This is a genomic window from Pyrinomonadaceae bacterium (assembly GCA_036277115.1).
Classification (GTDB): Bacteria; Acidobacteriota; Blastocatellia; order Pyrinomonadales; family Pyrinomonadaceae; genus UBA11740.
The window spans coordinates 250,036-268,509 of the sequence record DASUNM010000024.1 but is presented as its reverse complement, the minus strand read 5'-3'; the positions used below and the strand labels follow the sequence as shown (position 1 = coordinate 268,509).

Annotated in this window: 13 protein-coding genes; 8 read left to right on the top strand and 5 right to left on the bottom strand. The window is 55.4% G+C overall.

The window, feature by feature from the left end; genetic code table 11:
• The first annotated feature begins 50 nt into the window (after window positions 1-50).
• The 6 genes from VFX97_14625 (at window position 51) to glgB (ending at window position 8,337) form a co-directional block, all read left to right on the top strand.
• Window positions 51-455 carry a four helix bundle protein gene (locus VFX97_14625; protein HEX5704434.1) on the top strand — a complete coding sequence of 135 codons (405 nt, stop codon included), beginning with the start codon at window positions 51-53 and terminating at the stop codon, window positions 453-455.
• Between the two features lie 6 nt (window positions 456-461).
• A complete protein-coding gene (locus VFX97_14620) occupies window positions 462-2,021 on the top strand; it encodes a xylose ABC transporter ATP-binding protein (protein ID HEX5704433.1) in 1,560 nt (519 codons plus the stop codon).
• A 90-nt stretch (window positions 2,022-2,111) separates the two neighbouring features.
• Window positions 2,112-3,272: a hypothetical protein gene (locus VFX97_14615; GenBank protein ID HEX5704432.1), complete on the top strand. Its 1,161-nt coding sequence runs from the start codon at window positions 2,112-2,114 to the stop codon at window positions 3,270-3,272.
• Between the two features lie 127 nt (window positions 3,273-3,399).
• Window positions 3,400-4,371 carry an ROK family protein gene (locus VFX97_14610; GenBank protein HEX5704431.1) on the top strand — a complete coding sequence of 324 codons (972 nt, stop codon included), beginning with the start codon at window positions 3,400-3,402 and terminating at the stop codon, window positions 4,369-4,371.
• 62 nt (window positions 4,372-4,433) lie between these two features.
• Window positions 4,434-6,149 (top strand): DUF3536 domain-containing protein, encoded by a 1,716-nt coding sequence (locus VFX97_14605; protein ID HEX5704430.1) that lies wholly within the window; start codon window positions 4,434-4,436, stop codon window positions 6,147-6,149.
• A gap of 148 nt (window positions 6,150-6,297) precedes the next feature.
• Window positions 6,298-8,337, top strand: a complete 2,040-nt coding sequence (gene glgB / locus VFX97_14600; GenBank protein HEX5704429.1) for a 1,4-alpha-glucan branching protein GlgB — start codon at window positions 6,298-6,300, stop codon at window positions 8,335-8,337.
• Here glgB and VFX97_14595 read toward each other — a convergent pair.
• Together VFX97_14595 and nagA are read right to left on the bottom strand one after the other, a co-directional pair.
• The gene (locus VFX97_14595) at window positions 8,330-9,409 is read right to left on the bottom strand and encodes a hypothetical protein (GenBank protein HEX5704428.1); all 1,080 of its coding nucleotides are present in this window, start codon (window positions 9,407-9,409) and stop codon (window positions 8,330-8,332) included. The genes glgB and VFX97_14595 overlap by 8 nt on opposite strands.
• A 381-nt stretch (window positions 9,410-9,790) precedes the next feature.
• Window positions 9,791-11,014 carry an N-acetylglucosamine-6-phosphate deacetylase gene (nagA, locus tag VFX97_14590; protein HEX5704427.1) on the bottom strand — a complete coding sequence of 408 codons (1,224 nt, stop codon included), beginning with the start codon at window positions 11,012-11,014 and terminating at the stop codon, window positions 9,791-9,793.
• A gap of 433 nt (window positions 11,015-11,447) precedes the next feature.
• Between nagA and VFX97_14585 the strand changes: the two genes are divergently transcribed.
• On the top strand, window positions 11,448-11,834 hold the full coding sequence (locus tag VFX97_14585; protein HEX5704426.1) for a hypothetical protein: 387 nt from the start codon (window positions 11,448-11,450) through the stop codon (window positions 11,832-11,834).
• Window positions 11,831-12,352 carry a hypothetical protein gene (locus VFX97_14580; protein HEX5704425.1) on the top strand — a complete coding sequence of 174 codons (522 nt, stop codon included), beginning with the start codon at window positions 11,831-11,833 and terminating at the stop codon, window positions 12,350-12,352. The genes VFX97_14585 and VFX97_14580 overlap by 4 nt, the downstream gene beginning before the upstream one ends.
• A gap of 16 nt (window positions 12,353-12,368) precedes the next feature.
• Here the strand turns inward: VFX97_14580 and VFX97_14575 are convergent, their stop codons facing one another.
• From VFX97_14575 to VFX97_14565, 3 genes are all read right to left on the bottom strand, one after another.
• Window positions 12,369-13,664: a family 10 glycosylhydrolase gene (locus VFX97_14575; GenBank protein ID HEX5704424.1), complete on the bottom strand. Its 1,296-nt coding sequence runs from the start codon at window positions 13,662-13,664 to the stop codon at window positions 12,369-12,371.
• Window positions 13,665-13,727: 63 nt separating this feature from the next.
• The gene (locus VFX97_14570) at window positions 13,728-17,081 is read right to left on the bottom strand and encodes a TonB-dependent receptor (GenBank protein ID HEX5704423.1); all 3,354 of its coding nucleotides are present in this window, start codon (window positions 17,079-17,081) and stop codon (window positions 13,728-13,730) included.
• 205 nt (window positions 17,082-17,286) lie between these two features.
• The gene (locus VFX97_14565) at window positions 17,287-18,339 is read right to left on the bottom strand and encodes a hypothetical protein (GenBank protein HEX5704422.1); all 1,053 of its coding nucleotides are present in this window, start codon (window positions 18,337-18,339) and stop codon (window positions 17,287-17,289) included.
• Window positions 18,340-18,474 lie beyond the last annotated feature (135 nt).

Sequence of the window (18,474 nt, the reverse complement as noted above, 5' to 3'; positions counted from 1 at the left end):
TTCAAGTTTCGAGTTAAAGCTATTCCACCTCAACTCAAGGAAAATCCCACATGGCTACATTCAAGAGGTTCGAAGAAATCGAGGCTTGGCGAAAGGCACGAGAACTCACAAAGCGAATCTACAAAATCCCCCGCACCACTTCGTTGTCCAGAGACTTTGGATTGAATGATCAAATCCGGCGCGCATCAGTCTCGATCATGTCAAATATCGCGGAGGGATACGACAGGAGCGGAACCGGAGAGTTCATTCAGTTCCTTGCCGCCGCAAAAGGATCTGCAGCCGAGGTCAAAAGTCAGCTTTACGTTGCCCTCGATCAAAGCCACATCGACCAAGCTACGTTCGTTGAGTTAACGAGTCTAGCTGCCGAAACTGGCAACATGATTGGCGACCTGATCAACTATTTGCGCCGATCAGGTCTTAAAGGCACAAAGTACAAGACCGCATCAGCACAATAGTTCCGCATGTTAGAAGAACTCGAAACTCGAAACTCGAAACTCGAAACTGTTTTACGCATGCGCTCGATCACAAAAACCTTCCCGGGTGTCAGAGCCCTGGACGGCGTTAGTTTCGATTTGGCTGCCGGCGAAATTCATGCACTCGTAGGTGAAAACGGCGCCGGCAAATCGACGCTGATCAAAATTCTCGCAGGCGTGTATCCGCATCCGGAGTACGGTGGTGAAATTGTTCTTGATGGAGCGGAGCGGCGTTTTGCCAACGTGCGCGAATCGGAACAGGCCGGAATCGCGGTCATCTATCAGGAAATGTCTCTGGTCCGGGATCTCAGCGTCGCGGAAAATATTTTCCTCGGCCGCGCCCCTCGCCGCTTTGGCGTGATCAACTGGGAAGACCTTTACAGCCGCGCGCAAAAACTCCTGGACGAACTACACCTTGCGCTCGATCCACGCACGCCGGTTATCAATCTCGGTATCGGCCAACAACAGCTCGTGGAAATAGCGAAAGCCCTTTCGCAGGACGCGCGCATTCTAATTCTTGATGAACCAACCGCCGCACTGACCGACACAGAAGTCGAGACCCTGTTCGGAATTCTGAAGCGTCTGCGGGCGCGCGGCGTAGCGATGATCTACATCTCGCACAAACTCGACGAGGTTTTTCGCATCAGCGACCGGATTACCGTGCTACGTGATGGCCAGACGATCGAGACGAATGCCACGTCTAATCTGACCGAACCGCGCGTTATCGCGCAGATGGTCGGTCGCTCCGTCGATCAGATCTTTCCGGAAGCTACGCACGAACGCGGCGAAGTGGTGTTCGAAGTGCGCAATGTCACGGTTGAAGACCCTTCCGTTCCCGGCAAGCGTTTGGTTAACGGCGTCAGCTTTGGCGTTCGCAAAGGCGAGGTACTCGGCATCGGCGGCCTAATGGGTTCGGGTCGTAGCGAATTGCTGATGGCAATATTTGGAGCGCACGCGGGCCGCAAGTCCGCCGACGTGTTCGTCCAGGGAAAGCGAGTTCAGATCAACAGTCCGTGCGATGCGATTGAGCGCGGCATCGGTTTCGTCACGGAAGATCGCAAGCGATATGGATTGGTCCTCGATCAAACTATCCTCAGAAATATGACACTGGCCGGTCTGGATAGGCTTTCGGGCCGATTTTTTACCGACGAAGATGCCGAAGCCGCGGCGGGCGAGCGCGCGGCCGGCGATCTGCGAATCAAAGCGAGCTCAATTTTTACGATCGCCGGCACGCTGTCCGGCGGCAATCAACAGAAAGTCGTACTGGCGAAATGGCTGCTGACAAATCCGCGCGTATTGTTTCTCGACGAGCCGACCCGCGGCATTGATGTCGGGGCCAAACAGGAAATCTACGCTCAGATTAACCGGCTGGCTGAGAGTGGACTGGCGATCGTTTTGGTTTCATCTGAGCTGCCTGAAGTGCTGGGGCTTTCAGATCGACTAATCGTTCTGCACGAAGGGCGCGTGACGGGCGAGTTCACCCGCAAAGAGGCTACGCCCGAAGCCGTGATGTCGTGCGCGACGGGACACGTGCGATTAGCGGCGTAGGACGAGATCAACAAGGAATGTTTAGAGGCGGGCTACTGCCCGCCATGTTCTGTTCTCCGCAATTGGCGGGCAGTAGCCCGCCTCTAAACGATGAATCAATTGGGGTCTACAGGCCGTCTTAAACTTCGCACGTCAGCATTGCGCGCTTACACAATGCTGCTCGCGCTGATTGTTATCTGGCTTTTCTTTCAGTGGGCCACAATCAGCGAAACTCATCCTTACGGACTCTTCCTGGGCGCGATTAATTTTTCGAAGCTACTGCAACAGACCGCCGTGACCGGGGTTTTGGCCGTCGGTATGCTGATGGTCATCGTCAGCGGCAACATCGACTTGTCCGTAGGCGCGGTCGTGGGATTAGCGGGGGGCATTGCGGCGATGACGCAAGACTGGGGGCTTCTGCCTTGTCTTACGGCGGCCATTGTAGTGGGGTTGTTGATTGGGGCGCTGCAGGGAGCACTGGTCGCGTACATTAATATTCCGGCGTTCATCGTAACGCTCGGCGGATTGCAAGCGTGGCGGGGCTTGATTCTGAAGTTTACGCAAGGCGCAACTGTTCCGGTCGAGCTCCCTGTCTTTAGATCTTTAGGACGCGACTTTATCGACCCGCGCATTGGCTTTGGGCTCGCGGCCGTCGGTATTGCCACAATTATTTGGACGAACCTGCGGCGCACTCGCGCCCGGCGCCGGCACGGACTGCAAGCGATGAGCGTGGCGGCGGTGGCGATACGGATCATTATTCCCTCGATTGCAGTCGTCGCGTTCGTCTTTCTGATGAACAAAGCCGGCGGCATCCCGATTCCGGTGATCTTCCTTCTGGCCGTCGCACTCGCCGGAGCATTTCTCACCACCAACACGACCTTTGGCCGCTACTTGTACGCGATTGGCGGCAACCCTGACGCCGCGCGGCTTTCGGGAATCAATTTAAAGCGTTACGTGCTCGCAGCGTTTTGCGTGATGGGCGCGCTCGCAGGACTGGCTTCGATTCTGCACACCGCGCGCGTCGGCAGCGCTTCGCCCGACGCCGGCACGTTGATGGAACTCGACGCGATCGCTTCGTGCGTCATCGGGGGAACGAGTTTGATGGGCGGCCGCGGGACCGTGTTTGGCGCCGTGCTTGGCGCTTTGATTCTCGCCAGCCTCGATAATGGCATGTCGCTTCTGAACGTTGAGAACTGGGCACAGTATGTAGTCAAAGGCGGCGTGCTGGTGGCCGCGGTCGGGTTCGACATGTTCGGCCGAAGAAAAGGTTAAGTTCGCGCGCCGGCTTTTCTTTCTTTGCTAATCTTTGCGTCTTTGCGACTTAGCGTGAGAACGGTTCACGCAAAGGCGCCAAGACGCAAGGGAACGCAAAGCGTCCGTCCAGAGACTATTCCGTCAAGTGACTCAGCCCTTAACAACCGAACTCGTTTGCGCCGTCGACCTGGGCGGCACGAATCTGCGCGCGGCGAATATCGATTCCAGCGGTCGCCTTCACGAACGGTTTAAATCTCAAACTCCCGATTCTGATAAAGCTGAAGACATCGTAAATGCGATTGTCGCTGCGGTTGAGACTTGTGAACTTGAGGCCGCAAAGGGTGCCGCACGCATTGAGACTGTTTCCGTGGCCGTTCCGGGTTCGGTGCACGCGCAAACCCGCGCGATAGTAAATGCGCCCAACGTCCCCGCAATTGTTGACTTCGGATTGGCTGAGGCGCTGGAAACGAAACTTCAGCGTCCAGTCCTCATTGAAAATGATGCCAATGCCGCGGCTCTGGGCGAGATGTGGCAGGGAGCTGCGCGTGGCTGTCACACCATCGTCTGTTTGACGCTGGGGACCGGAGTCGGCAGCGGAATCATACTCAATGGAGAATTGTGGCGCGGCGTTGACGGTACAGCGGGAGAAATTGGTCACACCAGCGTCGATCCGTTTGGCGGAGTGAAGTGCGAGTGCGAAAACACCGGTTGTCTGGAAGTTTGCGCATCGGCAACGGCAATTGTGCGCGTGACGAGAGAGGCTCTTTCAAAACATCAGGCCTCTCGATTGAATTCGGTTGCCCTCCTCGACTTAACGGCTCGCGACGTCGCGGACGCTGCAGTTTTGGGCGATGAACTCGCTCTCGAAATATTTCGCCGAGTGGGAACCTATCTCGGCATCGCGGCGGCGAACATCGTCAACACTTTGAATCCGGAGATGATTGTCATCGGTGGAGGCGTCTCAGCCGCGTTCGACTTGTTTGCTCAAACCGCTCGAGAAGAAATGGCCCGGCGCGCGTTTCCGGTTCCGGCGCAACGCTGCCGAATTGTGCGCGGTGAATGTGGCGATGATGCGGGCCTGCTGGGCGCGGCTTGGCTGGCACTTGCGAGGGTATAGGGGGTTGGGTGTAGGGTTTAGAAGGCCTGCGGCATTTAATTTAAGGTTCTGCTCAACTGTTAATGGACATTCCAAACCCGACACCCAACCCCCTAACCCCAACACCCTACCTAATTATTCACGGACACTTCTACCAACCACCGCGCGAAAACCCGTGGACCGGCGTCATCGAAGCCCAACCGAGCGCCGAGCCTTTCCCTGATTGGAACGAGCGCATTCAAGCCGAATGCTATCAACCGAATTCCTCCGCGATAATTTCAGATCCGGTGACCGGAGACTCGCGCACAATCAACAACTACGAGGGCATCAGTTTCAACTTTGGTCCGACCTTACTCAGTTGGCTCGAGCAGAATCACCTGGAAACCTACAACCGAATTATTGACGCGGATCGCGCAAGTGTTTTGACTCGACAAGGCCACGGTAACGCGATCGCGCAAGCTTACGGTCATGCGATTTTGCCTCTGTGCACTGAGCGCGACCTGCGCACGCAAATTCGTTGGGGTCTCGCCGATTTTCGTCATCGGTTTGGGCGGGAAGCAGAAGCGATGTGGCTGCCCGAGACGGCGTGCAACGACGGCGTGCTCGATGCGCTCATCGATGAAGGTTTGCGCTACGTCATTCTCGCGCCTCATCAAGCTGCTCGCGTAAAAACCGCGAGCGACAGCAATGAAATCAGTACCGGGAGCGGAATCCCTCTCCCTCTGGGAGAGGGCAGGGTGAGGGTTCTCGCCGAAGTCGAGAATAGCGACCGGGCCAGTATTGACCGCACAGGGAGCAGCGACCGGGAAGAAAACTCAACTAATGACTGGCATTCAGTCGCCGCAGAGACCCTGGACACAAGCATCCCTTACCGCTACAGACACACGGACGACGCCGGCGCGACAATCGCCGTCTTCTTCTACCATGGGCCTCTTTCGCGGGCGATTGCGTTTGAAGGTTTGCTGCGCTCGAGCGGCGCACTCGTCGGTTCATTCGCGCGAGCAGCGCGCGGAAACGGATTACTAAATCTTGCCACCGACGGCGAGACTTACGGACATCACTTTAAGTTCGGCGATCTGTGTCTGGCGCATGCACTCACCGTCGAAGCTCCGGCGCGCGGTTTTAAACTAACGAACTATGGCGAGTATCTCGATCAGCATCCGCCCCGCCACGATGTGGAGATCAACAACGGGTCGGACGGCCAGGGCACCTCTTGGAGTTGTCAGCACGGCGTAGGGCGTTGGATTCGTGATTGTGGGTGCGTAACCGGAGGCGAGCCGGGGTGGAATCAGAAGTGGCGAACGGCTCTGCGGGATGCGCTCGACTTTCTGCGGGACGAAAACATTTCGCACTTCGAAGCAACGCGCGGTGACCTGTTCACGTTTCCGTGGCTGGCGCGCGATGCGAGCATCTCGCTTATTCTCAATCCGCATGAGTCACGCGAACAGTTTTTGTTTGAACACGCTGGTCGATGGTTATCTGCCGATGAAGGATCACGGGCGCTCGCGTATCTCGAACTGCAGCGAATGCTGTTGTTGATGTACACAAGCTGCGGATGGTTCTTCAATGACATCTTCGGAATCGAAACAATTCAAATCCTAAGGTACGCCGGGCGGGCGATTGATTTGATGAAGCAATTGAATCTGCCATCCGCGCGGGAACGGTTTCTGGAGATTCTTTCGGAAGCGAAGAGCAACCGGCGAGAGCTCGGCACGGGCGCGGACATCTTCCGGCGATTTGTTGAACCGGCGCGCCCGCAATCCTCAGGCGAACTCCGCCAAGAGGCCGTCTTGACGTGATCGTCGAGCCACAATCGTGGGCGAGCGCTCAACGAGCCAGCGAAGCTGGGGGCAGAGAGGAGCCGGGTGGAGTCCCGATGTGTCGGGAGAACCCCGGGGATCACCGGTTAGTTTTGATCCTCAGCCCGCTTTAGCAGGCGACAGAAAAATGGCACAGAAGAAATCAAAACAGCCGAACGAGAAAAGGCCTCTGACAAAACGGCGCGCTAACCCTAACGCGGGGGAGGGCTCCACCTCTTCACCGAAAAAGACTTCCAAAAAAACCACAAAGACAAACGCAAACGAATTCCCACCAATTCTTGGCGATCTCGACCTCCACCTTTTCGGCGAAGGCAAGCACTATCGGATTTACGAAAAGCTGGGCGCGCATGTCATGTCACACGGCGGCAAGCGCGGCGTAGCGTTCGCTGTCTGGGCCCCCGCTGCGGACCGGGTCAGTCTTGTCGGCAACTTCAACTCCTGGGACGTGACGAAACACCCGATGCGGCGCTTGGGAACGTCAGGAGTTTGGGAGCTCTTTATCCCGGATTTGCGCGCAGGGGAACTCTATAAATATGCCATCAACACCGCGGGCCAGGAGTTCTTTAAAGCCGATCCGTACGCCTTCATGATGGAAGTGCCGCCGGACACTTCGTCGGTTGTTTTCACCTCAAGCTACAAATTCCGTGACCACGCCTGGATTGCGAAACGCACCAAACGAGAGGCCTGGCGCGAATCGTTGTCGATCTATGAAGTCCATCTGGGCTCGTGGCGGCGGGTAGCTGAAGAAGATAACCGGCCAATGACCTATCGCGAATTGGCGCCAGTACTCGCGGACTATGCGATCCAAAACGGCTTCACGCACGTCGAGTTTCTGCCGCTGAAAGAACATCCGTACGGCCCGTCCTGGGGTTACCAGGTCAGCGCGTTCTACGCTCCGTCATCACGCTATGGCACACCGGACGACTTTCGTTTCCTCGTCGATCATCTTCACAAAGCTGGTGTCGGCGTAATCATGGATTGGGTGCCCGCACATTTTCCGAAAGACGCATTTGCGCTGGGCCGCTTTGACGGCACTGCCCTGTACGAACATCTTGATCCGCGCAAGGGCGAGCATCCAGACTGGGGCACTTACATCTTCAACTACGGCCGCCATGAAGTGCGCAACTTTCTAATTGCGAATGCGCTGTACTGGCTGCGCGAATTTCATCTCGATGGATTGCGTGTCGATGCGGTCGCTTCGATGCTCTACCTCGATTACAGCCGCAAAGAAGGCGAGTGGGTGCCGAACGAGTTCGGCGGGCGCGAAAATCTCGAAGCGATCTCTCTGCTGAAGGAGTTGAACGAGGTCACGCACCGCGAATGTCCCGGCACTCTCATGATCGCGGAAGAATCAACCGCCTGGCCGCAGGTCACGGCCGCGGTCTACAACGGCGGACTCGGCTTTGATTTCAAGTGGAACATGGGCTGGATGCACGACACGCTTAAATACTTTCAGACCGATCCGCTGTTTCGCGGCGGCAATCACAACGCGCTGACGTTCGGTTTGCTGTACGCGTGGAGCGAAAACTTCATTCTGCCCTTCTCTCACGATGAAGTGGTGCATATGAAAGGCGCTCTGCTGAACAAGATGCCGGGCGAAGAATGGCAGAAGTTTGCGAACCTGCGCGCGCTGTACGGATACATGTGGGCGCACCCGGGAAAAAAACTTCTGTTCATGGGCGGCGAGTTCGGGCAATGGCGCGAGTGGACCGAAGAAGAGAGTCTGGATTGGCACCTCCTGGAACAACCCATCCACAAAGGTGTTCAGTTATTGATCGAGGATTTGAACCAACTCTACGCAAAGCACCCGGCGTTGTCTGAAGCTGACAGCGACCCATCGGGCTTCAGTTGGATCGAAGTTGATAACGCCGCTGAGAACATCGTCGCCTTTAGCCGCACCGCGCCTTCGACTGGAAAAGAGATCATCTGCGTCTGCAACTTTTCGCCGGTAATTCGGGAAGATCACCGCATCGGGCTCCCGCGGAAGGGAACCTACAAGCAGCTACTCAACACTGATAACGAGAAGTACTGCGGCGGGGGCTTCGGCGTGGTGAAGAGTATGCGCGCAGAGAAGACGCCCTGGCATGGGATGGAATATTCAGCGGCGATCACGCTGCCGCCGCTGGCAACGTTGTGGTTTGAATCGCCGAAGAGGGGCGCTAGTTAATATAGTTAACCACGCGCCACTCGCTGCGAACGGTAAAGCCGTTTTCGTCAATGGCCCAGATTCGCCAGCGATGAGGTTGTTGCCCCGCGCCAAAGACCGCGCGGGACCTGATCGTTAAGCCGTGGGCATCAACCGGTGCGACGAGGTTAAAACCCCGACCAGCCCACAGAGTTTTTGTTTGTCCGGGACGGGGCGGGTTTGTGAACTGGGCTTCAACTAAATACAGCGTCGATCCGGTGCTTGCCCGTGACCATTCAAGCAGGGGTCGTTCCTCCATCGGCCAACGTCGGAAGGCCGCGTTATGAGCTGGAGCGATGAGGGTGGGAGGTTCTAACTGTGATTCAGCATCCCCTGCAGTTTTCAGAACAAACCGCTGTTGCTGCAGGTTCCGGATCATTATTGGATAGATGCTCAACGAAAGCACCCTCCAATCGGCTTGGGTATTGGCCAGCACCGTCAGTAAAGTCGCATAACCCAACCGCTGCTCGTTTTCGAAAAGGGTCACAGTATTAACAAACGCGAGCCGGTGGTTTCCCCATCCGCTGCAAACTTTGACCTTCGAAATCACACTGGTGGGGTTTTTGAATGGTTCTGATTCGTCGCGATTATCTCCCAGAGCATCCAGCGTACTTAGATCGTGTTGAAAGTAAGCGGCCGCAGCTGTCCTGGCAGTTTCCTCGACATTGGTTTTGAGCTCACCCGTCCATGGCCCAGTATTGCCGTAAGCCGGCTCGCAATCCGGTTCCATCATCGCCAGCGACTTAGCCTTGGCGAAATTTCGCGACCCCTTCAAAAGGAATTGCCAGCCAGGAGTGGTCGCAAGAGATCGGAAAGCTTCCGAGACTTCAAGCAGGGACATTCGCACCTTTGGATCTCGGCCAATTCCGTCAAAGCGCCCCAGCTGCGTGGTGATGCCGTAAATCAATCCAATATTGTCGATAACGAGAACATCAGGCTCGTCATTAGTAGCGACCGCATTGGTTAACAGACCGTAGAACTCTCTCGCCGGCATCGATCGAATTTCGATGCGGCTATTAAGTTCCATCGCTTTGCGGCTGAGGTCTTCAGGCATTCGAACATCGGGCACCTCACCTCTATGCGGTGAACCTACTTTCCAAACACGAATTACCTGCTCGGTAGTCTTTTGCGCCGCGTCGGCCGCAGTTGGGTACAAAACCAACCCGGCTAGTGGGCACAAAAGAGCTAGTCCGATTCTCCGCACGGGAAAGATGAGGCACGGATTTTTTAGAATGCGGGCAAAGGACTTATGGAGATACATTTTCGCCTCCACGTGCCAGGATTTGGCAAAGCTTAGTCGCGCCCGTTAGAGAATGCAATCATTTTGGTCACAACTCCGAAAGTCGAAAACTAGGCGTGTGCGCGCAAACACTCGAAAAGTTGATTCCGGGATCTAAGGATGTGAATTGTATGAACCTAAAGCGGCGACGTGCGGCTAAAGCTGCGTTCCACCGGTAATGACTAGCTGAACTCCACCAGTTGAGTCCAACGCTACCAGATCCGCTCGCTTCCCTTCCTCAATCGAGCCGCAATCGCGATAGATACCCAGCAGCCGCGCGGGATTCGATGAAGCCATGCGAGTGACGTCGCATTCCGACGCACCGAGCGACAGCATCATCTTCACCGCATCCAGCATCGTGATCACTGAGCCCGCGATGCTTCCGCGTGCGTTGCTGGTGCGGCCGTTCGCGACAGTGATCTTTTCGCCCCAGATTTCGTAATCGCCATCACCCCCGCCGGTGGCGGCGATGGCGTCGCTGATTAGGGCCAGACGCGAAGGCGTCATGCAGCGCAGGAGCACCTTCAGCATGATTGGATCCAGATGCACGCCGTCAGCGATCACATCGAGGCTTACGTCGTCATTAAGCAGTCCCCAGCCAATCGGTCCGGGCGCGCGATGATGAAGCGGCGACATCGCATTCATGAAGTGCGTCATGTGCTGCGCGCCGGCGGCTTTCGCATTGTCGAGGACATCCGGCGTGGCGCGCGTGTGGCCAATAGAAACAATCCAGCCGCGTCGTCGCAATTCACGAATCAGTTCGATGCCGCCTTCAATTTCCGGCGCGACGGTCGTGAAGTGAATCGCATTGTCGTGCTCGATTGTCGGCAGCGAGTCGAGATCGGCAGAAGTCTTGAAGGTGCGAAAGTGTTCGCGATGCAGCGCGCCGCATTGCTCGCTGTTAACGAACGGACCTTCGTAGTGGACGCCAAGCACGCGTGCCGCACAAGTGTTTAGAGTACCAACTTTAGTTGGTTGTTCTGCGGCGAGATCGGCCGACTGAAGTCGGGACTCTGACGCCTGCCGACTCATCAACTCGCTGATCGCCGCGACCGCGCGATCGTATTCTTCGTCCGCTGCAGGCACCAGCGTCGGCAGCCACCCGGTGACTCCTTTGCGCGCGAGCAACTCACTTACACGTTTTAAATCGCCGGCGGTCGCACTGTTCACATCGACGCCGACTGCGCCGTGAATATGAATGTCGATGAAACCTGGAAACAGCGTCGCGCCGTTGAGGTCGATTATCGAATCGGCCTTAACGGATGCGGCCGAAGTGTCCTCGATCACGCGAGCAATTTGTCCGTCTTCTATGAGGAGACTGCCTGATCCAAGAATTCGTTCGGAAAGAACTAGGCGGGCGTTGCGAAGTAGCGTGAGCACGGAAGGCGATTCGATTAATTGCTGTTACGGTCTTTGGCTGATTCGTACTTCGACTAGTTTACGAGTGCTTCGATTCGCCGGTCGATTTCAGTCTTTCGTCTGGGACGAACCTTGATTGGAGCCGGCAGGGAATTTTTTTGCCGAGCCCTTACTCGTCTGAGCAGCGCCCGGAGACGCATTTCAGTTTTAGCCCACCTTTTGTCAGCTCGACTGCGCTGGAAGTTGACCGCTTATTCTGCTCCACAATGAAGTCCCTCGCTCGCTGCATCTCTTCATTCGTCATGGAAAGAAAAAACCTCTCGGCCCAAACTGGACGGCATTGTAACACCGAACCGGAGAGGCGGCGGAAAGGTTCCACATAGCAATTTTTATTGCCTGCAATTATTGACATGCTCGCCCTCTGCAGCTATTTTGCCCGCAGTTTTTAGCCCACATGAACAAGAGTCTCAACTTCATCACGCTCGCGATTTTCGCGCCGGTGTTAATCATCGTCGGCATCGCTGGTTTCCTGGTTCCGCCTGAGCAGAGTCTGACAAGCGGCGCGCCGGCCTACAACGTCTTTCATCTGATCTTTGGGGCAATCGGTTTGCTGATTGTTTGGACGAGGAACGAATTGGCGCTCTCGTCTTTCAATTTCGGGTTTGGCTTGATTGACCTGTATCAGGCATTGGCCAGCACACTGCACCTGCCGCCCGAGAATTATTTTCTCTGGACGAAGGTTGATGATATTTTGCACGTCTTGATCGGCCTCGCACTCGTCATTATCGGAGTGTACGGATTGGTAAAGCTCAACAGCGCGCGGAAGGAGAAACAAACATGAGCGCACCGGCCCCCGCCATTCGCGAAAACTCACAACTCGATCTGAAAACGTTGCGCCGGCTGAAATACGACGAGCTTGAGCGACTCTATCGCGCCGCCAAGCCGCCGAGCGCTCTTTCGGATCTTAACGGCGACGCGGTGGGCGCGATGCTCGCGTGGCGTACTCCGCGCACGGGCCCGCTGGCCTGGTTGTTGAAAACGTTTGGTGAGTCGTCGATCTTTGCCTGGAAAGGAAAATCTTTTCAGAGTCTCAGTGCCGACGCCGGTGAAGGAATCAATCGCGTTACTTTTTTTGGCAAACGGCGCTGGTTCCCTTTCGGGACGCGCTTTGAGGCGTCGTTCTTAGACGGCGAACCGGCATTTCTTCTGGACTATGCTCGTCCCGGCAACCCGCCACTGATCAAATCGATCGTCGATGAAGTCCGCGAAGTCGCCCCAAAACTTTACCTGGGGCCTGCGGCATTAAAAGTTAGCGGGCGGCCCCGACCAATTCTCTTCTTTGCGGTCTCTCTTCAGTGAGACAAAGGTAACTGGTTCAATCCTGATTAGACGGAACGGCGGGCGCAAAGGCCGCACGGCGAACCTGTTCGAGATAATCGCCGGCGGGATTTAGCGGGCCCGTCCGGATAGTAAAATCGTACGAGAACAGGATTATTCCATCGGCTCGCAGCTGGCGCGCGACACCAATTTTCTCAACAGTAGATTCCACCGGTATGCGATAGGCTCCAATTCCCGCCCAGACGCGCCGCCCGGCGCCATGGGCGGTGGAAGTAGCCACCTCAATCTGTTTCCGGAAGACGGCCGTATCAGTTGAGTAGGCCATCGGGCACGCGACGTCGAGAATTCCCATCTGCAGCCAGCGCCGCCAATCCTGAAACCGCCGGGTGTAAGCGTTTTCATCGTTGGCGAAGACCGCTGCGGACACAATCATCTGGGGCCGCCGCTTCTTGACCTCACCGTAAATGCGCTGCACAAGCTGTGTGATCTGTGCGCGTTGAAAATCGGCAAATCGATCCGGGTGAGCCTCGGTCGCCGCCAAAGGATTTTCTTTTAAAGATTTCGCCAGCCAGCGCCGTTCCGAATCCGGAATGTTTGGCTTGAGCCACGTCCAGAATTTTTCGAGAGACGTGCGGCTGTAATCAAAGTCCGGACTAGCTAGTCGGACGTAGTCGAAATGTAAACCATCGACGGCGTATTGCTCGAGCACATCCATCCAGATTTTGTAGATGTGCTCGCGCACTTTGGGATTGGCCGGTCCGGTATATATCCCTTCGAGTTCGGCGCGATTCGCTTTGGACCATTCAACTATTCGCTGACGGTAACGTGGCTCTTTTGGCGATAGCCGGTAGAGTTCCGCAGCCACCGGCTTGGGCACAGCGAGCCATTCGGGATGCCTGTTATAGACATGTTCCGCTTGGGTTGGCAGCGTATCAAGATTGGCCAGCAGACTAGTGTTGAGCCAGGCATGTACTTTCAAACCACGCCGGCGAGCTTCCAATAAAGTTGTAGCGAGCGGATCAAAAGAAGCCGGTTGATCCTTCAGCTCGATCGCTCTTGGTTCATGACGGGAACGGTAGTATGCATCGCCGCGGCCGCGTACTTGCACGATCAGGGTATTGAACCCTGCGGCACTGGCGTTCTCAACCATTTGCCGAATTTTTTCCGGTGACGTGAGCGTCGTCCGCACTACCCACAGCGCGCGCACTTCATTTGCGGACGCCACCGGTGGACTGGCAGCCGTGGAAGTTCCTGCAGGTATGAAAATCGATAGAAAGAAGATCAGGCCGAGCCCGATTACCAGCGATGATACGACGTGTGCTTGATGCTTCAAATCGAGAACCCAAAAGAAAGGCGGAAGCATCGCTCCCGCCTTTGGACGCCAACCTTGTGCGAATCAGTAAATGTATTTCAACGAGACCGAGACATTGCGTGGCAGGTACAGCGTGGCTCCTCCCGTAATCGCCCCGAAATTAGCGGACGTGATGTTGTTGCTCGGGAAACCAAACTGCACGTGATTGAAAGCGTTGAAGAGGTCGGCCCGCACCGTCAGACTATGATCCTCTTTCCAGGGCATGCGAAAGACCTTCATGATTCCAAAGTCAACATTTTGCACTCCGTCGAGATAGAACGTATTCCGGCCTACCACAGAGCTGATCGGATCGCCGGGTAACAGCGTGCGAAATGCTGCCCTCGGCAAAGCTTGCAACGCTGTGTTTGGATTGCTGACGCTGTTGCCCAAAATCGAAGGGTCGAGCAGGGCTGGTCGTGGTTCGCCAAACCCATCGAAATTCAGGTCGACGGCCGTAGTAATTACGGAAAAGGGTGTGCCATGTATCAGCTTAACCACAGTCGACAACTGCCAGCCGCCAAACGCCTGTCCCAACACTCCTTTTTCACCTTTAAAGAAAGGCAATCGATAAGTGCCGAAAAACGTGAAGCGATGCGGCGTGTGAAAGCGCGAGAGGCCGCGGGCGGTGCGCGCATCATTCCCATTTTGATTCGAGTCGCCCGTACCGACGAACGTCGCCTCAGAGGTCGTGTCGAGGGACTTTGACCAGGTATAAGCAGCCGAGAAATTCAGGTCATGACTCAGTCGTTTCGTCCACTCCACCTGGAGGCCATGATAATAACTCCACGCGGCATTGCTGGTGGCCAGATTCGTCGTGTAGAAACCGTTCGGTCGCCGCTCGTTAGCGCGCGTCACGCGGTAGCTGTATTCGAACGCGCCTATCGGAACCGCTACTGGACATTGCGCAGTCACTGCTACGCCATTCAGACCTGTTCCCGCACAGATGAAATCCGCAGCCGGGCGAATGACCTGACCGCGCACGTCCGTCCGCCGCGGATCGCCCACCGGCAGAGCAGTGCCGTAGAGCGCAGTTGGGGAATTGAATGGATGGTTTGGCACGAGCACTCCGCTCGTCGAGTGCGAGGGCAGATTATCAAGCGAGTACTTGAGCAGCCCGATCCCCCGGTTCCCGGTGTAGCTAACTCGCAGTGAGGAAGTGAAAGGCATTTGTCGCTCGATACTGAGGTTCCACTGCTGGGTATAGGGCATCTCGAGTCCCGGATCGATAATCGATAACGTGGCTCTGGATGTTAGGGGCGCGCCCGGGGTAAAGACGAAACCGTTCGTGGGGTCAGTTAATCTGGTCGGTGCGAAATCGCCGGTGGCCGCACCCGTGCGGTTGTAGAAGAACGCGTTCGGCGGATTGAACCGCACCGTCGCTCCGGATTGCGAGAACACTGACTGAAAGATTCGGCCGTGATAAATCCCAAAGCCACCCCGGATCGATGAGTCGCCTGGTGCGCCGAACAAGGTTTGGAATATTCCGCTCTCAAACTGAGGACTCCAGGCAAAGCCGAAGCGCGGCTCCCAGTTATTGTCGTCGGCGTCAATGCCATAATCGAGGCGGCCGGCAATCTCCTGGGGTTCCGACACGTACTCGTAACGGAGTCCGAGGTTAAGCGTAAGATTGCTGCGCACCTTCCAATTGTCCTCTGCGTAAAAGTTCGACTCGTTAATTCGATTTTCAAGGAAGAAAGGTCCATACCCTTTCTGGAACTGGGCCACACAGCCATTAATGAGCGCCTGGAACCCGCTGGCATAGAGATTAGTGGTGCCGTTACAGGTGCGATTAAATTGCCAGAAGCCCCGGGAGTTACTGTCCGCAAGGTCGTCGAGTTTCTGGCGGCGGATGTCGGTACCTGCTTTGAAGAAGTGCTTGTTTCCAAACAGCGTGGTGATGTTGTAGACGAACTGATTGTCAGTTTGATATCGCTGGATCGGAAACTGGCCGGCATTGCCGATGATCGTTGCTCCGATGCTGACCGGGTTTTCAAAACGCACGATGGGCGTGTCGTTTCCTGCGGTAATATTCACCAGCGTGGTTCGCAGGCCCAATCCGTAACGGAATTCGCCTACGGTGGTGTTTGAAAACAGGTGGGTCCAGGTCAAGCCAAAATTCTGCTGCTTGTTGTTTTGGTCGGCGCGCTCGCCCAGAATGATGTCGTCAGCGTCAAACCTTTGCCGCGTATACTGCCAGCGAGCAGATAGGTTGTCTGATTGAAACGGATTCCAATCGAGGCGTCCTGAGTAATCGCGAGCGGGAAAATCAAAAGGCTGCTGGCCAACAAAAGTACGGTTGCTCCTGGGATCGTTCGGAACCAGGCTGGCGGGAATGCGGTCGATAATCGATTGTATGAAGGCCCGGTTCGCCGGTGTGTCGTTAGCCGGAGTGACCGTAAACCAATTCGCGGGATTCCTCTCCGCCGCCAAAAACACGTCGCGAGTGTAAGTGTTGGCCCCGGTTTCCTCTTTATGATCCAGATTAACGAAGCCAAAAAGTTTGTTCCTGAAGATGGGGAAACCAGAGGTAAACCCAAACTGATTGCGGCGGTTGACCGGTTTTTTTCCATGCGCCAGGAAACTCTTTGCATTCAATGCGCTGTCGTTGTGAAACCAATAGACGTCGCCGTGAATGTTATTGGTGCCTGACTTGGTTTGCACCAGGACTACTGCGCCGTAACCCCGGCCAAACTCTGCCGTGAAGTTATTCGTGATCACCTGAAATTCTTTAATGGTCGAGAGTGCCGCTCCCTGCCGGTTTTGATTCTCGGACGAATCGTCGTTGTTTACGCCATTGATTTGAAACGTCGCGCCGCGCGTCCCGGTGCCATTGAAGTTAATCGACGAACCAGACGACGCAGTTGGATTGTTTTGTCCCGACGTTGGGTTCTCCTGAAAGCCGGTAAAGGTTTCAGCCAGAGTTAGAAAGTTACTCTGATTGAAAACCGGTTTGTCCTGAATTTCCTGGCTCGTCAGGGTGCCTTTAATTTCGGCGTTAGTGCTGTTGATCGTAGTGCTGTCGGAAGTAGTCACCACATTTTCCGTGATACTCGCCGGACTCAGGCGAAAATCAACCACTCGTGTTTGATTTAAGCTAACTTCGACATTCTCCTTAATGACTTTGGCGAACCCCTGATGGTTCGCCACGATGTGATAACGACCCAGTGGCACGAATGACGCGACGTAGAACCCGTCACTATTTGTTGTCAACGTTCTTTCCTGCCCCGTCTCAATGTTGCGAATGACCACCTCGGCATTGGTCACAACCGCTCCATTGGGGTCAGTGACAGTCCCCTGCACAGTTCCCGTGACCGTTTGCGCTTCGGCGATCGATCCACAGCAGAAACAAACAGTAAGCGCGATCAGAAGATTGCGCAGAATTCCTGAGTGACGTTTCATGATTCAGGCTCCTAGGAAAGTGTGTTCACTGTGCTTGACAGTGAGTTCGACATTTTACAAACGCCTTTTATTCTATTTGGAGCTACAATAAAAACTAAAAGAACTTATCAGACGGATAAATACGCGTGATGAGGCACACGATCCGTGTCACGGTCCTCACATGTGAGGTTTCGCTTCAAACAATGAAGCTCGTTTGATGAGGACTCTATGGGAGCGGTTTCGACAGGACCGTCGAAATCAACTCATTTAGACCGGCGTCTGAGTTGTTGTGGAAATTCTTATAGAGGGTCGTCAACTGGCCAAGTATCTTGTTGCGCGCTTCCTGTTGCTCGGGTTTCGTACTGAGGGCGACCGCGCGCGCATAAGCGTCTATCGTCTGGTTCACCAGACTCGAGAGGCGCTGCAACATCGCTGTCTGCTCGGGAGACGACGCTTTCCCGCCAAACTTTTGATTGTATTCATTCGAGAGTTGCGCGAACTCCCCTTTCAGGATTGCGACGCCCAGACGATGGTATGCCATCGGATCCGTGCGGAAAGGGCTGTCTGATCTGACGGCCTTCGCGAACGCAGCCGCTGCTTCAACCGGCTTCTCGTCTTTCACAAAGGTGCCGTAGGCAAAATTGAGAAAGCCACGGGCGACTTCCATTGTTTTGAAAGGATCCGCCTTCGTTACTTTGCCTCCCTCGAGCAACGCGATTGCGCGGCGCGCGTAATCCGCCGACTCCGCATTGAGGCTTGAGTCTCCAGTTAGAGAGTTGTCGTAACCTGCCTCAGTCAAAATTGCCAGGGCGAAAAAGTATTCGGGGTCAGACTTAATCAGTGGTCGACCAAGCTCGAACGTCTTAACGTAGGTCTTCGCGTCGTATGCAGCATAAAGCTGGCCTTGATTCATCGCCCGCTCGTACTCAGTAACCCAGCGACGAACTTCTTTCGTTTCGGGATCAGACCCGCCACCCCAGCGACGCAGATAGTCCTTGGCGATTGGATACGCGAATCGCTGTTGCTCCGGATTAGGATTCCGCTTGTAGTCGGTGAACCGCGCGTAGAGATCTTCCTTTTCGTTTTCCAGATGCCGCGAGGCCATCGTCGGGTTAACCGGACTGATGGGCGGAGCGTTGGGATTGGCTGTAGTGGGGGTGGGCGGCTGAGCTGCAATCGGGGCCGAGCACAGAACCAGCGCCCCTATGCTCAGCAGCAAATTTCGGTAACCTAACATGGCGTAATAATAACAAAGAATGTGGCCATTGATGAGACCCAATGGCGATCATCTTTCCCGGCAGAACTTAGATTCCATCGTTATACCAGGGTTGCCCTGCCAGCGTTAGTTTCCGATTACCGACCGTGCTACGGCCAATAGATCGGCACTACGCAGAGAGGCCCGGGAAACTTCTTA

Excerpts from the sequence above, each read along its gene's own strand:
- VFX97_14605 (HEX5704430.1), top strand. The coding sequence starts at position 4,434 with ATGGACATTCCAAACCCGACACCCAACCCCCTAACCCCAACACCCTAC.
- VFX97_14595 (HEX5704428.1), bottom strand. The coding sequence starts at position 9,409 with ATGCCTGAAGACCTCAGCCGCAAAGCGATGGAACTTAATAGCCGCATC.
- VFX97_14615 (HEX5704432.1), top strand. The coding sequence starts at position 2,112 with ATGAATCAATTGGGGTCTACAGGCCGTCTTAAACTTCGCACGTCAGCA.
- VFX97_14580 (HEX5704425.1), top strand. The coding sequence starts at position 11,831 with ATGAGCGCACCGGCCCCCGCCATTCGCGAAAACTCACAACTCGATCTG.
- VFX97_14585 (HEX5704426.1), top strand. The coding sequence starts at position 11,448 with ATGAACAAGAGTCTCAACTTCATCACGCTCGCGATTTTCGCGCCGGTG.
- glgB (HEX5704429.1), top strand. The coding sequence starts at position 6,298 with ATGGCACAGAAGAAATCAAAACAGCCGAACGAGAAAAGGCCTCTGACA.
- VFX97_14620 (HEX5704433.1), top strand. The coding sequence starts at position 462 with ATGTTAGAAGAACTCGAAACTCGAAACTCGAAACTCGAAACTGTTTTA.
- VFX97_14625 (HEX5704434.1), top strand. The coding sequence starts at position 51 with ATGGCTACATTCAAGAGGTTCGAAGAAATCGAGGCTTGGCGAAAGGCA.
- VFX97_14570 (HEX5704423.1), bottom strand. The coding sequence starts at position 17,081 with ATGAAACGTCACTCAGGAATTCTGCGCAATCTTCTGATCGCGCTTACT.